The sequence below is a fragment of the Pseudoflavonifractor sp. AF19-9AC genome, assembly GCF_003478995.1.
Taxonomy (GTDB): domain Bacteria; phylum Bacillota; class Clostridia; order Oscillospirales; family Oscillospiraceae; genus Lawsonibacter.
The window spans coordinates 200129-214023 of the sequence record NZ_QUGI01000002.1 but is presented as its reverse complement, the minus strand read 5'-3'; the positions used below and the strand labels follow the sequence as shown (position 1 = coordinate 214023).

At 53.8% G+C, this 13895-nt stretch carries 13 protein-coding genes and 1 pseudogene; 4 read left to right on the top strand and 10 right to left on the bottom strand.

Annotated features, from left to right (window positions below; translation table 11 throughout):
• Nucleotides 1-33: 33 nt before the first annotated feature.
• From DWX58_RS03845 to DWX58_RS03820, 6 genes and pseudogenes are all read right to left on the bottom strand, one after another.
• Nucleotides 34-459 (bottom strand): hypothetical protein, encoded by a 426-nt coding sequence (locus DWX58_RS03845; RefSeq protein WP_118641681.1) that lies wholly within the window; start codon nt 457-459, stop codon nt 34-36.
• 219 nt (nt 460-678) lie between these two features.
• Nucleotides 679-2382 (bottom strand): recombinase family protein, encoded by a 1704-nt coding sequence (locus DWX58_RS03840; protein ID WP_118641680.1) that lies wholly within the window; start codon nt 2380-2382, stop codon nt 679-681.
• Nucleotides 2383-2467: 85 nt separating this feature from the next.
• Nucleotides 2468-2752, bottom strand: a complete 285-nt coding sequence (locus tag DWX58_RS03835) for a hypothetical protein (protein WP_087262536.1) — start codon at nt 2750-2752, stop codon at nt 2468-2470.
• Nucleotides 2753-2801: 49 nt separating this feature from the next.
• Entirely contained in the window at nt 2802-4169 is a 1368-nt protein-coding gene (locus DWX58_RS03830) for a relaxase/mobilization nuclease domain-containing protein (RefSeq protein ID WP_118641679.1), read from the bottom strand.
• Nucleotides 4170-4172: 3 nt separating this feature from the next.
• On the bottom strand, nt 4173-4484 hold the full coding sequence (gene mobC / locus DWX58_RS03825) for a plasmid mobilization relaxosome protein MobC (RefSeq protein WP_006572268.1): 312 nt from the start codon (nt 4482-4484) through the stop codon (nt 4173-4175).
• 312 nt (nt 4485-4796) lie between these two features.
• Nucleotides 4797-5822: pseudogene (locus tag DWX58_RS03820) on the bottom strand (AAA family ATPase).
• Nucleotides 5823-5995: 173 nt separating this feature from the next.
• Here DWX58_RS03820 and DWX58_RS03815 point away from each other — a divergent pair.
• Together DWX58_RS03815 and DWX58_RS03810 are read left to right on the top strand one after the other, a co-directional pair.
• Nucleotides 5996-9025 (top strand): RNA dependent RNA polymerase, encoded by a 3030-nt coding sequence (locus DWX58_RS03815; RefSeq protein ID WP_243093245.1) that lies wholly within the window; start codon nt 5996-5998, stop codon nt 9023-9025.
• Nucleotides 9015-9887: a hypothetical protein gene (locus DWX58_RS03810; RefSeq protein WP_118641678.1), complete on the top strand. Its 873-nt coding sequence runs from the start codon at nt 9015-9017 to the stop codon at nt 9885-9887. The genes DWX58_RS03815 and DWX58_RS03810 overlap by 11 nt, the downstream gene beginning before the upstream one ends.
• A gap of 8 nt (nt 9888-9895) precedes the next feature.
• On the opposite strand, the gene DWX58_RS15310 is transcribed toward DWX58_RS03810, so the two are convergent.
• The 4 genes from DWX58_RS15310 to DWX58_RS03790 form a co-directional block, all read right to left on the bottom strand.
• On the bottom strand, nt 9896-10081 hold the full coding sequence (locus tag DWX58_RS15310; RefSeq protein WP_243093244.1) for a hypothetical protein: 186 nt from the start codon (nt 10079-10081) through the stop codon (nt 9896-9898).
• Nucleotides 10082-10150: 69 nt separating this feature from the next.
• Nucleotides 10151-10852, bottom strand: coding sequence for an MBL fold metallo-hydrolase (locus tag DWX58_RS03800; protein WP_158579208.1), 702 nt, complete (start codon nt 10850-10852; stop codon nt 10151-10153).
• Nucleotides 10845-11315 carry a GNAT family N-acetyltransferase gene (locus DWX58_RS03795; protein WP_118641676.1) on the bottom strand — a complete coding sequence of 157 codons (471 nt, stop codon included), beginning with the start codon at nt 11313-11315 and terminating at the stop codon, nt 10845-10847. The genes DWX58_RS03800 and DWX58_RS03795 overlap by 8 nt, the downstream gene beginning before the upstream one ends.
• Nucleotides 11316-11332: 17 nt before the next feature.
• Nucleotides 11333-11866, bottom strand: coding sequence for a GNAT family N-acetyltransferase (locus DWX58_RS03790; RefSeq protein ID WP_243093243.1), 534 nt, complete (start codon nt 11864-11866; stop codon nt 11333-11335).
• 262 nt (nt 11867-12128) lie between these two features.
• On the opposite strand from DWX58_RS03790, the gene rsgA reads away from it, so the two are divergent.
• Nucleotides 12129-13208 (top strand): ribosome small subunit-dependent GTPase A, encoded by a 1080-nt coding sequence (rsgA, locus tag DWX58_RS03785; RefSeq protein ID WP_118641972.1) that lies wholly within the window; start codon nt 12129-12131, stop codon nt 13206-13208.
• Nucleotides 13130-13858, top strand: a complete 729-nt coding sequence (locus tag DWX58_RS03780; RefSeq protein ID WP_243093242.1) for an N-acetyltransferase — start codon at nt 13130-13132, stop codon at nt 13856-13858. The genes rsgA and DWX58_RS03780 overlap by 79 nt, the downstream gene beginning before the upstream one ends.
• Nucleotides 13859-13895: the final 37 nt, after the last annotated feature.

Genomic DNA, 13895 nt, shown 5'->3' with positions numbered 1-13895 from the left:
CGCCCAAATGGGGGGGGGGGTCTCTTTATAAAGTTATCCAATAGCCATATACATATACTCCGTAGCCTCAGACAACTGTGGATAATAAGCCGTAGAGCTGTTATACATGACCCGTTGAACAAAGAAACCATCATCATCAATTTCCATGAGCGAAATTTTGCTGGTATGCTCTGTAATAGGAGAGCCATCAAGAGCCATAGCACAATAAAGTAAATAGACCGCATATCCACTTACCTGATTTCTCCATACCAGAACCAATTTAGGTCGAAACCCCAAAGAAATATGATAGGGCTGTCCTAATTGCTCTTGGGGTACTTGGTAAGTCCCGGTCACAATATTGGGAATCTGTCCCAATTTACTGTCAAGTTTTGCATTATCCCGATTAAACTCCTCCCTTAAAACCTTATCCTCTGCTGCCCACTGATTTAATCCGTAATTACTTGTCTGTCCACTCGCCATGGTGCATCCTCCTTTACAATTTAGGCTTTCACCTGTGGTGGGCACTGGAACAAAGGGAGACAGGCTCATACAAATATTGGAAATTACGTTACAACTATCGGTTCTGCCGGTAAAATAAAAAGCGCCTCCCATTCTGATAGTTCCCACAGGTACACTTTTTGAACCCACTGAATTGTCAGGCACACAGGCGGACAGCTTCCGCTGTCCGCCTGTTGTGTTTTATGCCAGCAATCGCTTGATTTCTTCAATATCTGTGATCTGCTTTGTGATATACGGTATGTGCTCTCCCTCCTGCATAGGGCTGTCCACTCTGCCGATGTCCCTGTACACGATCTTGACACTCTGTCCCGCAGAGCGGGAATACTTTTGGCTCCGTTCTCCCACCTCGATCCGCTGGATAAAGAGCCGCAGGAGTTCCGGCGTCAGTTCGTCAATGGTAGTGTACCGCTTGGCCTTCTCAATGAAGGCGTCCACATTGGCGGCTGAGGCTTTCAGTTTCTCCAACTGTTCCTCCTTGGCTGGAATGTCTGCAGACAGATTTTTTTGCTCGGCGTTGTAGTCTGCGGAGAGCATGCGGAACTGTTCATCGCTCACCCGCCCCAGGACATTGTCCTCATAGAGTCGCTTGAACAGTGCGGACAACTCATCGTACCTCCGATGCATGGAATCCAGATCCTTCTGCAGACGGTTGATTTCCCGGCGCAGTTCTGCGGTGTTCCGTTGGTTGATATACTGGGCGAACTGCCGCTCTTTCATCCGTGCGAAGTGTGTGACCCTGCGGAGGTCATCCAACACGATGGCTTTCAGATCCGCCTCCCGGATCTGATGGGGTGAGCAGGCGGTTTTCCCGCGCTTGCTGTAAGTAGAGCACCGGAAATAGTACTGATCCTCCCGCATCTTCTCAGTCCGGCAGAGCACCATGTATTTTCCGCAGTCGGCACAGTAGACCAATCCAGAGAACAGATTCGGTTCCTCCATGTGCTTGGGCGGTCGCCGCTTGTGCGCCCGTACATCCTGCACGATCTCCCAGACCTCCATGGAGATGAGCGGCTCATGAGTGTTCTCCACGAGGATCTGCTCGCTCTCCGGTTTCTGGATCTGCTTTTTGTTTTTGTAGGAGAGCGTTGTTTTCTTCATGTTGAGCGTATGCCCGATGTAAACCTTGTTTTCCAGGATTTTAGCCACGGTTCTGCCGGACCAGGTGTAGGGACGGGTGGTATCCAAATTGGTGCAGGCAGCTCCGGTAGCCTGGTAGTACTGGTTGGTCGGGTTCAGCACCTGCTCTTGGGTCAGGATTCTGGCAATTTGGTTCGGCCCCCTTCCCGCAGCGCACAGATCAAAGATCCGACGCACGATGGGAGCGGTTTCCTCATCGGGGATGATCTCCTTGGAGTCCCTGTCCTTCTTCTTATAGCCGTAGGGCGGTTTACCGCCCAGCCGCTCTCCGCGCTCCGCCTGCATTTTCTTGATAGCACGCACCTTCTTGCTGGTGTCCTTGGCGTGGAGTTCGTTGGCCCAGTTTCGGATGGGGTTGAAGTCGTTGCTGCTCTCCACCAGGGAATCCACGCCATCATTGACCGCGATAAAGCGGACACCCTTTTCCGGAAAGTAGATCTCCGTGTACTGTCCCACCTGAAGGTATTCTCGTCCCAGGCGGCTGAGATCCTTGACGATGATGGTCTCCACCTCGTCCCGTTCTACCATTTCTATGATTTTCTTCCAAGCCGGACGGTCAAAGTTTGTACCGGAGTAGCCATCGTCCGCCAGGAACAGTGTGTTTTCAAATCCATGATCCGCCGCGTACTGCTCCAGGAAGAGTTTCTGATTGTGGATGGAATTGGACTCTTTCTGCCGGTCATCCCTCTGCCGCTCATCCTCCTGACTGAGTCTTCCGTATAAGATGTTGTATTTTTGGCTTGCCATATCTCTGTAACCTCCTTTTACTGGGGCAAGCCGGTATGGGGTACGGACAGTATACCCCACCGGCCTGCACAAGTCCACGGAAACTTTACGCGCTGTGGGCTTCCTTCTTTAGGTCTGTGTCAATGAGCGAGAGCAGCTTGTCTGTGGGGGTCGCTGTGGCCTCCATCGGGAACACAGAGGTCACATGAAAGACCTTCCCTCCAATGAGCATCTCCCTTTGATTGATATTGTGATCGCCCTGGTGCTGGTAGCAGGTGTCACGAAAACTGGTCAGCACCTCTCCGCTTTCTGTTTCCTGCAGCAGTGCTCTGCCTGGATCGTATCCGCCCAGCATGCCGGTGTCACGGTATTTCTCGTATTCTCTTCTCATAGAACTCCTTTCCTCCAGACATAATCCAGATAACAAAAATAGCAGACCGTCACATAGTCTGCTGCCAAGTCTGTTCTTCTTCGTGATCGTCCTCGGCGTGGCCTTGGGCGATTTTCTTTTGTCGTTCTTTCCGGAGGGCCTTGCTGTCGGTGTGGTGGTGCGTAGTGGTAGCGTCCATCACGGGAGCAGGCCCCTGGCCGTGCTCCAGAGCGTGTCCAAGCTGGACCACACCACCCACAGCACCAGCCCAGTCAGCGCCAGGGCTGCCAGTCCCAACAGCAGACTGGTCCATGGAATGTACGACAGACTCGGTCTGGGCAGCCTGATGCTGGGCAGAGAAAAATGCCTCTCTTTCTGTTTCCCAGCCTGTTCGCTCATCTGCTCCAGATGCTTCACCGCTTTCAGCAGCTCGTCCATCTGCGTCCGGGTCGGGAGCTGCGCCAGCAGTTCGCTGACTTTCTTGAGATAGCCAGTCTGTCTCTCGGTGTGGTACCCCAGTGTGTAGAGGTCGCTCTGCAGATCCTCCCACTCTGCTTTCGTGGGATGCACTTCGAGGGGCGTTGTCGGCTCCTGCGCCGGAGGCTGTGGCGTGGTCTGTACCATCTGTGCGGGACGGTTCTTTTCCAACAGCTCGTCCATAGATAATTTCTTCTCTGATCCTGAATTCATATTCCATCTTCTCCTTCAGATATTTCTCCCCGAACAGCAGACGGTCACGGCACTGCCAGCCGCTGGGTGTGGTGTAGGTGATATTCCGCCGGGAGGTTTCCCAGCGTACTTTGTAGCCCTCGCTCTCCATCAGCGCAATAAACTCCTCACGGCTGGAGGCGTGGCGCATACAGTCGTTGATGATATTCATGAGTTGCAGCTTCTTACTCTGACCACGGGCGGCCGTGTGATACTCGCCGATGGACATGGTCTTGGTCTTCTCTTTCCTGTTCGTGGGCTTGAACACAGGGAGCGAAAACTCCATGCAGACTTGATCGTTGCGCTGCCGCAGTTCCTGGAGCTGCTCCTTTGCGATGTGCAGTTTCTTCCCAGTATCGAAGTTGACGGAGTTGATGAGAAAGTGGGAATGAATGTGTTCCCGGTCTGTATGGGTGCAGACCAGAACTTCATACCCCTCATAGTACTCAGCCAGCTTCAATGCCGCTGCATGAGCGGTGAGCGGATCGACTGCTTCGCCTTTCGGGAAGCTCTGCACCATGTGGTAGAACAGTACGCCGTCGGTTTTGTGATGCAGCCGCTTGGTGGTCATGAAGTCCGCGTAGACAGATTCCGGCTGACAATTGATGCCTGTGACCAACTGTTGACCGTCACACTCGGTTTTCTTGTTCTGCATGGTGTACCGCATCACGGCTCCCATGCATCCGGTGGTCTGTCCTCGCTTGTAGTTAGTGAAGCTGATGATCGCCATTTTTCACCACCGCTTTCGTTCCAGAATTAGCCGGACAGCAGCGCAGAGTTCAGAGAACGCCTGGCGCACACCGTCCAGATTGATCACTGTGACGCGCCCCATGTGCGCCAGGGTGACAAGCTGATTCAGATTTCTGCCGATAGACTTCAGCTCCTTCAGCACTTCTTTCAGTCCATCGATGACCACTACCTGCTTTCCCAGACAGCAAGCCGTCACATAATCGCTCATAGACATCCCGGAGCGTTTCGCCAATTCCTTGATGGCCTCCCGGTCTTCGGATGCCATCCGGGTGCTGAATTTGATATCTTTTTTCATATCGTTTCCTCCAAATTGCAGAAAAAGTGGGTCCGGGCTTCTGCCCGGAAATTATGCGGAAGGCGGGCGGCGGCTTTGCCGGTGACCAGACAAACGCGATGCTGGCCGTCGTCCAAGCGGACGACGAATCCCTCGCTTCGCCGCCAGCGGCAAAGCTCGCTCTCTCTGTCGCTTGTCCTCCTCCCACCGAACCCGCTGGCGCTGGGCTTCGGCGGGAACCCTGTTTGGAGGTGATTCTCCCGCGCCGAACACCCGCACTCCTCCTTCGGCCACAAGCGGCCCAACACGGCGTTTCTTTTGCCTTGCGGGAGTTTACTCGCCGCACCTGGAAACTGCCCGCAAATCGCCGCACAGCGCCCCGACAGGGTCGATAGGGACGATTTCTCCGGCACCCTCCAAATCGACACTATCGGCACGATTCAGCTCAATCACTCGTTTTCCATTGCTGCGGCGCACCATTGCCTGAATTCCGTTTTTTCTTAGGGCCTCAACGCTTTGCTGGATCAGCCTTGAAATCTTTTTGGGGGTTACCCCTTCGATTCTGTCAGGGTCGATCTTTTCGGAGAGCTCCGTGGGAGTGCCGATAAATATTGTTCTGCTGCTCATAAACGCAGAGAGGAGAACGACGATCCGATCCTCGCGCAGCACGGGTTCTTCTCTGCTGTCCGAAACCAGCTCCCACACATTTTCCTCGCTGCGGCGAAGCTCCAGTTCCCGGTATTCGATGTCCCGGCCCACGCAGGTCAGTCTGGCCCTGCCGCTGCCCCGCTTCTCTTCCACCAGCGTGAAGCTGGAATCCACTGCACCGCTGATAGCGGTGGTGCCGGAGATCCGATGGAACACGTCTTCCGCCTTTTCTTTCCTCAGATGGTGGATGAGCAGGATGGCGATACCGTGCCGGTCTGCCAGCCGCTTGAGCACAGACAGATCCCGGTAGTCATTGGCGTAGGTGGCGTCGTGGATCGGACGGACCATCTGCAGAGTGTCGATAATGACCAGCACGGTGTCGGGGTGTGCGGCGACAAATGCGTCCACCTGTTCCTCCAGTCCCTGACCGATGAGGTCGCACTCGGTACAGAAGTGGACGCTGCTTGGTGCGTCCTCGGTGATCTCAAACAGCCGGTTCTGGATGCGGAGGACGGAATCCTTCAGACAGAGATAGAGGGTGGTGCCCTGCCTGGTGGTCATGTTCCAGACCGGTTCTCCCTAGGCAACTGTCACCGCCAGCCATAGAGCAAGCCAGGACTTGCCCACCTTTGGTGAGCCAGCCAGGATGTGCAGACCCTGAGAGATCAGGGTATCCACCACAAAATTGGGCGGCTCCAGCGGACGATCCATCAGGGTTCTGCCGTCCACTGTGATCAGGGGATGGTTCATTTTGTTGTTCATGTTTAGTACCTCCATTTCAAGAATTTGAACGCAAAAAGCTCCCACCTCAAAAGAAGTGGGAGTAGTATCCATTTTGATTTTGAAATGGTTTGTGGTAGAATAGAGCAAACGGAGGTGAGCCAATGGCGACCTATCAGATCTACGAGCTCTCTGCCCGGGCGGTGATGAGTTATGCCGCGGAGCAAGACGGCGTTTTCACCTTTACCCTGAACCACAGTGCCACCGAGCACTGCAAGGTACCGGGTGCCAGGCACGAGCAGGACAGCTGCGCCATGTTTCATCAGCTGATGTACCAACTCCACGGGGAGGGCTGGCGGGAGCGTAGCGATGAGAAAGTCACAGCGCTTTCCGATGTGCTGTTCTATATGGACTTCGCCGGAATCTTTGACCGGCGCGGAACCGGAAAGACGCAGCAGGCCCGCCGGGAGAAGGCCAGAGATATGTTCCGCCCCGAGGGGATCACCCTGGACTTCGGCAGCGGCCCCTGCCGCTATGTGGCCTATGAGCGCTCCGCCAGCATGAGCCGTCAGTCCCGCCTCTCCTTCATCCGGGCGGATCTGTATGAACCCATACGCCAGCGGATCATGCTGAATATGGAACTGAGACGCTGCCAGCTCAGTAAACTCTACGCCTACAATGGTCTCATGTTCTCCAGTGGAACCCGGGTGGACGGCATCCGCATTGACAAAAATCACCGGGTCATCGTCATAGACAATCCATCCAAGAGAGTGGAGCGAGCCCCTGTCATCACCCTGCGGGAAGGCAGAGAACCGGGAACCTTCTACCGGGCGGATACACTGGAAGATCTGGACATCACCTGCTTTGACGGCGTGGGCCTCATCTCCAAAGAGTATGCGGAGGTAGTGGACAAGGCCTGCTGCGGCATCCACACCCACACCTCCTTCCAGATCCGTATGCCCTACATCAAGGGGATGCTCCACCAGGTGGACTTCAAGGATTTTTTGAAGCGCAGCGGCACCCTGACCATTGTGGACATCTGGGGCAAGGCGCACCCTGTCCGCAGTGTGGACATCATCCTCACCCGCAGTCAGTTCAAGGCATACGGCTGGCTGCAGGAGAATGGTATGACCTGGGAGGACTACTGGGATGCCTTCCGGGAATATAACCACGCCCTGTACATCACCAACCTGAGCAAGACGGAGCCGGAGAAACTGGTGGAGCTCAACTACCAGTTCCTCTCCACCCTCTCCATTCAGCCGGAGGAATTTCGCCCCGCCGACCTGCCGGAGGGCTGGGACCACAGCCCGGAGGACGATCCCCGGCAGTGGCTGACCAAGGCCACCGAGACGGCCTACTATAACTTCCGTGCCAATGAAGCATATCAGCAGGAATACTTTTGCCGGGGCCTGAACCAACCCAAGGGAAGCCGCGCGCACATTATGGCCCGGGTGCTGGAGAAAAACCCGAAGTTTATCCGCGAGCCTATTTACGTGGAACAGCTGGATGGGCAGGCCCGGAAGATCCTCCGAGGCTACGCCGTTGGGCGGTTGCTGGTGCCCGGGGACAACCGCTTCCTCTCCGGTGATCTGCTGGAACTGCTGCAGCAGTTGATCGCGCCCCGTGTGTTCCAGTTGCCCGGTGAGCGGGACTTCTGCAACCAAGTGCTGGGAGACTTCTTCGCGGAGGACTGTTTCTTTGCTCCTGGTGCAGCCTATGACCATGAGGACAGCTGCACCCTTCTCCGCAACCCTCACATCGCCCGGAACGAGGAATTGCAGCTGTCGGTGTACCCAGAGGGAGACGACCTGCGCCAACACTACCTGGGCCACCTCACCGATGTGGTCATGGTGACCGCTGACAGTTTGGCAGCGGAGCGGCTGGGCGGCGCTGACTACGACGGCGACCTCATCAAGACCATTGCCGATCCCATCCTGAACCGCTGTGTGAAGCGGAACTATGATTACGATGTCCATCAGCAGTTCTCCAACAATGCCAACCTGCCCCTGCTGAAAATTCCATCCTTGTCCGCACCTAAGTCCGACGCCAACGACTGGCAGGCCCGGTTTCAGACGGTGGAAAACACCTTTGCCGCCCGCATCGGACAGATCTGCAACGCCGCCCTGGACCGCAGCGTCATCGCCTACAACGACCACGCCGACCTGGAGGAGCGCAAGCGGTGCCGCCGGGACTTGGAAGCCCTGGCCATCTACAGCGGGCTGGAGATCGACGCGGCCAAGACCGGTGTACGGCCCAATCTGGATGAATTTCTGGGCGGACGGAAGGTAAAGCGCACTCCTTTCCTCCAGTACAAATATCTGTTGGAGCGTGCAGAGGAGCGCCGCCGCGCCTGGTACGAGCCCACCCACCGGGAGCGGCTGGAGACCTTCTTTGCTGGGATCGACTGGGACACGGTGGACTCCCCGGTGGAACGGCTGCCCTGGCTGGCCCGCCAGCTGGAGCGCAACACGCCCAAGATTCAGGAGAAACCAGCGAAGGATAGCGAACTATTTACCTTCGCCCAGGAACGAAGTTGGAAGAAACAGCTGAATGAGAACATTCTTTCTTCTGTTTCTGCCTTGCTGTGGGACTACGAGCACTGTCTCTCCCGCATCCGGGCCTGCCGCGCCCCTGCCAAGGGACAGCAGCGAAAAACGGACATTGATCGCATCCTCTACGCCAGAGGACAAGAGGAGCTCTACGACAGCGACGAGCTGTACGCCTTCTTCCAGCAGCTTTCCCCGGAGCGTATCACCGCTCTGCGAAAGGCCATCGTGGACCAGCAGTGGCACCTGCTGGCAGAAGGACAGAGAGAAACATTTCTGCAGGGGCATCTGCCGGAGGCGGCGGACTACTATGATCTTCTGACCGACTTCCGCCACGGCGGGTTCCGTCTGCTGGGAGATTTGGTCTGTGATATGGACGATCTGGCGACAGCCCGGGAACGGAAGCAGCTCCGCCGCCCGGCGGACTCCCCGGCCTTCCAGAAGATGATGGAGGCCTATCTGTCTGCTCCCTTCAGCGGCAACGAGCGGGCTGTGGTGTCCAAGGTCTGCCGCAAGCTGCTGAATAAGACCGTCCGGCCCAGCCTGGCGGTACCCTATGTGGTGGCTCTGGGTAAGCGGAACCTGCTGTGGGATCTGCTGCCGGACCACATTGAGGAACATGTGCTGGAGGTGGATCATGCTGAATGAGTGGAAGGAATTTCAGGACTACACCGGTGCAGTAAACTACACCGCCCGGAACAAGCAGGACACCACCTACCTGGGCCGCTTTACCTTCGACACCATTTTGGATTTCGAGGGACTCAACCGGGTGCTGACCATCCTGGCAAGAGGGTTTGCGTTTCATAATGAGGATGGCAGCCCCGCCGAAGCACCCCGGGAACGCATCGACTATGCCAAGCGGGGCCTGTGTGCCTGGTGCAGTGTGCCGGACAGCAAAAAAGCCACGCCCCGGGAGGCGTGGCAGTTCGGCAGTGATTTTAGGAACCTTCATTCGGAATTCCATGGTCTTGTAGATGAAAACGGCAGCGGATGGTTTCACCGCCATGTGCATCGGGTGGTGGCTTTTGTGCGGGAGAATCCAGGGAAGGTATCCAGCAGCGCCCAGAAGAAGTGTGCCGCCATTGAGAAGGGCTTTGACCGGGCCTGGCGGGACAAGGTGATCCAGATGCAGATCCCCTTGTTCGCCCCCACCACCAAGGGGCAGTGGGGCCTGCGGTTTGACAGCTTTCTGGCCCAGGCTCTGGAGCTGGGGCCGCTCCGGACGGAGGAACCGATACTTCCACTCGCATTGGTGGTGCAACTTCGCAGCCTCACGCCCAAGGGTGTTCCAGTGGAGATGGTTGAGACGCTGGTGTCCTACTACCTTGCCAACAAGCCCGAGGATTCCGACTGGGTGGTGCTGCCGGTGGCCAACTTCGATGCATACTTCGGCACCACCAGCTTTGGGCGAAAGTATCTCAAGCAGATCCCGGAGGCCATTTTGGAGCGATCCGAAACAGGGTTTGGGCTGTGCCGGTATCGGCTGGGCGGCACCCTTGTCATTAAGTAGGGATAGAATCAGGCATCCATCTCCGCTTCTTCTACTGGAGATGGATGCCTGTTCGTTTCAAAATGATTCAGTTCGTTTGCCAGTTCCCACGCCAGACGGAATCCGCAGATAAAGCTGTCCACGGAGCGTTGCTCTATCATCAGGTTCTGCGCGTCGATGCTCCGTAAAACTAACTTCCTCTCGAGTTTTTCCAAGCGTTCGATAAGCTGTTGGTGGCAAGTTTCGATTTCCTGCTCGGCCTCTTACATGGGTAGCTTACACTCTCAACCACCTATCTGCCATTCACCGCCGTGGAAGCAAATATAAGTATGGCTTTTATAGTGTAAAATTTGAGCCAGGGAATGCTTTGCAGTATCTATATCAAGACAATAATCGGGATTTGCAACTGCTAATTTTCCATTTTCCAAAACCGCAGCGTCTCCCGTAATGAAAAAGCTGTTATCCGATGCGCGAATGGATACATGACCCGGTGTATGACCGGGTGTTGCAACGATCTCACATCCGCCGCCCCAATCAAAATGTTCGCCGTGTGCGATTACGGAATCGATCCCAATGGGCTTTAATTCTCGATATCGTTGACAAAACTGATTGCCAAATTCTTGCTGATCTGGCGGCAAAAGTTTCTGAAGCTGTTCAGCCTGCTGAAGTCGGAGATTTTTCTTTTCCCCGCATAAGTAAGGCTGTTCGATACCGGAAGCCATGATTTGAATGGTTGGATAAGCCTCTTTTAGCTCTGCCGCAGCTCCAATATGATCATCGTCCTGGTGCGTCAGCAGCAATTTTGTGATGCTTTCTGGTGGAATACGGTATTTTGAGAGCTCTCTCTGTAACAACTTCAAAGAACCGGGATAACCGCAGTCTACCAAAACCACATCCCTGTTACCGAACAGTACCACAGGATGCAAATTCTGCTGCATATTCTGAAAAGTATAACATAGGTCCAGCACCTGATATCGTTTATCCAATGACATCACTCCTTAACCGAACTGGGGACTGATAGATGCGCATGGTCTCGCCGTCTTCACTTTTCGCCGTGCATATATATTCCCAATCGTATCGTTCATAAAACGAAGTATGCTCCGTCAGCAGATACAGGGTATGGATATTCCATTCCTCCATATCATCGCATATAAATTGAAGCAATTTACCGGCAATTCCTTGATTCCGCCATGCTTCCTCCACAAATAATGCACACAGGTTGGGGGAGAGATCTTTTCTGTCATGAAAGTCATTTTCTATGACACCGACACCTCCAATGATTTCTGCCCGGTGGACAGCAAGATACCATTGTGGAATCGCGGTATTCTTCTCCAAACACGCAAGCATACTTTCTTCATACGCCTCTTGGGGAACACCCCATTTTGCATGGAACCATGCGGCAGCTCTTTTGATACACTCTCTGTGCTCTCTGAGCATTAAGATCTCCATAACAACACATTGCCTCCTTAGGATAAGGTTTTATACATCCATATATGCGGGCAGTATTCTTCCAGAAACTCCCGTCCTATTGCTGTATATCCTTGCTTTTCGTAAAACTCTTTTACACGAACCTGAGCGGCAAGAAACAGTTTATTTGCCTTTGATGCAATCACTTGCCTTTCGCATTCCTGGACAAGCATCAGACCCAGAGACTGACCACGGAATGCTTTTCGGACTGCAACTCTTCCCAGAACATAAGAGTTTCTCTCCTGGTCCCAATAAAAGCGGCAGGTTCCAACCGGAACTTCTCCGTTGAACACCACAATATGCCGAGCCTGATGGTCGATCTCATCAAACTCCTCCACAAACCCCTGCTCCTCCATAAATACTTCCTTCCGGATCGATGCGGCCTCTGTCGGAAGTGCAGGATATACCTCCATGTGTAACATATCTGTTCCCCTTATGTAAAAATAAGCATTGAAACCTATTCCTTCCGCAATTGCGGCCCTGACGGAACTGGTTTCAATGCTTCCGATGTCTAACCCCGGGGAGTAAGACAAGCATACAATATTTTCTAAGATTCTACTATAGCTACCGCAAAAAATCAAGTGTTTATGGATGTCCTTTGGGGACAGTTCTATGCAGCGATCTTTACGATTTGTCTATTCCCATCAGCCCCAACAAATGATATAATCAAAAAATATTGAATGAAAGGAGCGTGTTTTTATGAAGAACATGAACGCAAATAAAAAGGAGATTGTAATGGTGGAAGGAGGTATGGTGAAGTAATTGCCCCAAACCTCCTTCCTTCGGGAATATTATATGGAGGTTATCAAATTGAATCAATTAAACAATTACGGCGTTTCAGAACGTTTTTTCACAGAAGCAACCTTATATCCGGAGTATCAACTGGCGAGAGTCATCGCACAGTATCGCGGAAAATATAAGATCGTAACGGAGCAGGGCGAGATGCTGGCGGAGATTTCCGGTAAACTTCGGTATGACACCGAGGAGCTGGCCCAATATCCAGCGGTGGGAGACTGTGTGATGGTGGATATACAGCCGGAGCTTGCCGTGATCCATCGTGTGCTGACCCGAAAGAGCCTGTTTGTCCGAAAGGCAGTTGGCGTATCGGGGCAGGCACAGCCGGTAGCGGCCAATGTGGACATTGTATTTTTGTGTATGTCTCTCAACCAGAATTTCAGTCTGAATCGTATGGAGCGGTATTTGTCCATTGCCTGGGACAGCGGTGCTGTGCCGGTGATCGTTCTGACAAAATCAGATTTGTGTGATGATCTGCCCCAGGCGGTCTCGCAGGTGGAGAACATTTCCAGTTTTTCCGATGCGATCCCCCTCTCCATGTTTGATGCGGATATTGGTGAGAAGTTTCAGCCTTATTTCCAAAAGAATCAGACCTGTGCCTTTATCGGCTCATCCGGCGTGGGAAAATCTACGCTGATCAACAAACTGCTGGGTAATACGGTGATGGAAACCCAGGAGATCGGCAGAGGCGACAAGGGACGGCATACCACAACAGGCCGTGAAATGTTTCCCTGTCCTCTGGGCGGTGTGGTCATTGACACCCCCGGTATGCGGGAGATGGGCGCAGAGAGCGCCGACCTCTCCAAAACCTTTGCGGAGATCGAAGAACTGGCCCGGCACTGTCGCTTCCGGGACTGTACCCACACCAGTGAACCCGGCTGCGCCGTTCTGGCGGCAGTAGAATCCGGTGAATTGGACAGCCGCCGCCTGGAAAGCTATCACAAGCTGGAGCATGAGACCAGCTATGATGGACTCAGCAGCAAGGAGATCGAAGTCAAAAAGTGCGAGCGTATGTTCAAAGAAGTGGGCGGTATGAAGAACGCCAGACGCTTTGCCAAAGAACAGCGGAAACGGAAATAAGGAGGTACAGAATTATGAATATCATTGTTCGCAACGAAGAACCCAAAGACCATCGCAGAACCGAGGAAGTGGCCCGGGAAGCTTTTTGGAATCTGTACTTCCCCGGCGCTGCGGAGCACTATGTGGTCCACAAAATGCGGTCACATCCTGATTTTATCCAGGAGCTTGCCTTTGTCATCGAGGTGGACGGCACTGTGGAGGGTGCCATTTTCTATACCCATTCCAAAGTCGTAACACCGGACGGAGAATTTCCCACGATCAGTTTTGGACCGGTTTTTATTTCTCCCAAATATCACCGTCAGGGATTGGGTAGAAAGTTGATCACCCATTCCATTGAAAAAGCAAAAGTAATGGGATACTCCGCCATTCTGACCTTGGGATACCCGTACCACTATGAGCCCTATGGATTCCGAGGCGGAAAAAAATACGGCATCTCCATGCCGGACGGAAAGTTTTATACCGGTCTTCTGGTGCTGCCTCTTCGGAAAACCGCTCTGGATGGAATTCATGGATATGCCGAATTTTCTGAGGTACTGGAAGCCGAGGAGGCAGATATCCTTGCCTTCGATGCTTCATTCCCGGAAAAGGAAAAGAAGGTGCTTTCCTGCCAGCATGAGTATGAAATTGCCTGTGCACAGCTGGATGAATAAGAGGCGCTGAAACCATTTTGGAGCTTGGCATGGGTCC

Excerpts from the sequence above, each read along its gene's own strand:
- DWX58_RS03835 (WP_087262536.1), bottom strand. The coding sequence starts at position 2,752 with ATGAGAAGAGAATACGAGAAATACCGTGACACCGGCATGCTGGGCGGA.
- DWX58_RS03840 (WP_118641680.1), bottom strand. The coding sequence starts at position 2,382 with ATGGCAAGCCAAAAATACAACATCTTATACGGAAGACTCAGTCAGGAG.
- DWX58_RS03795 (WP_118641676.1), bottom strand. The coding sequence starts at position 11,315 with ATGGAGATCTTAATGCTCAGAGAGCACAGAGAGTGTATCAAAAGAGCT.
- DWX58_RS03830 (WP_118641679.1), bottom strand. The coding sequence starts at position 4,169 with ATGGCGATCATCAGCTTCACTAACTACAAGCGAGGACAGACCACCGGA.
- mobC (WP_006572268.1), bottom strand. The coding sequence starts at position 4,484 with ATGAAAAAAGATATCAAATTCAGCACCCGGATGGCATCCGAAGACCGG.
- DWX58_RS03845 (WP_118641681.1), bottom strand. The coding sequence starts at position 459 with ATGGCGAGTGGACAGACAAGTAATTACGGATTAAATCAGTGGGCAGCA.
- rsgA (WP_118641972.1), top strand. The coding sequence starts at position 12,129 with ATGGAGGTTATCAAATTGAATCAATTAAACAATTACGGCGTTTCAGAA.
- DWX58_RS03810 (WP_118641678.1), top strand. The coding sequence starts at position 9,015 with ATGCTGAATGAGTGGAAGGAATTTCAGGACTACACCGGTGCAGTAAAC.
- DWX58_RS03815 (WP_243093245.1), top strand. The coding sequence starts at position 5,996 with ATGGCGACCTATCAGATCTACGAGCTCTCTGCCCGGGCGGTGATGAGT.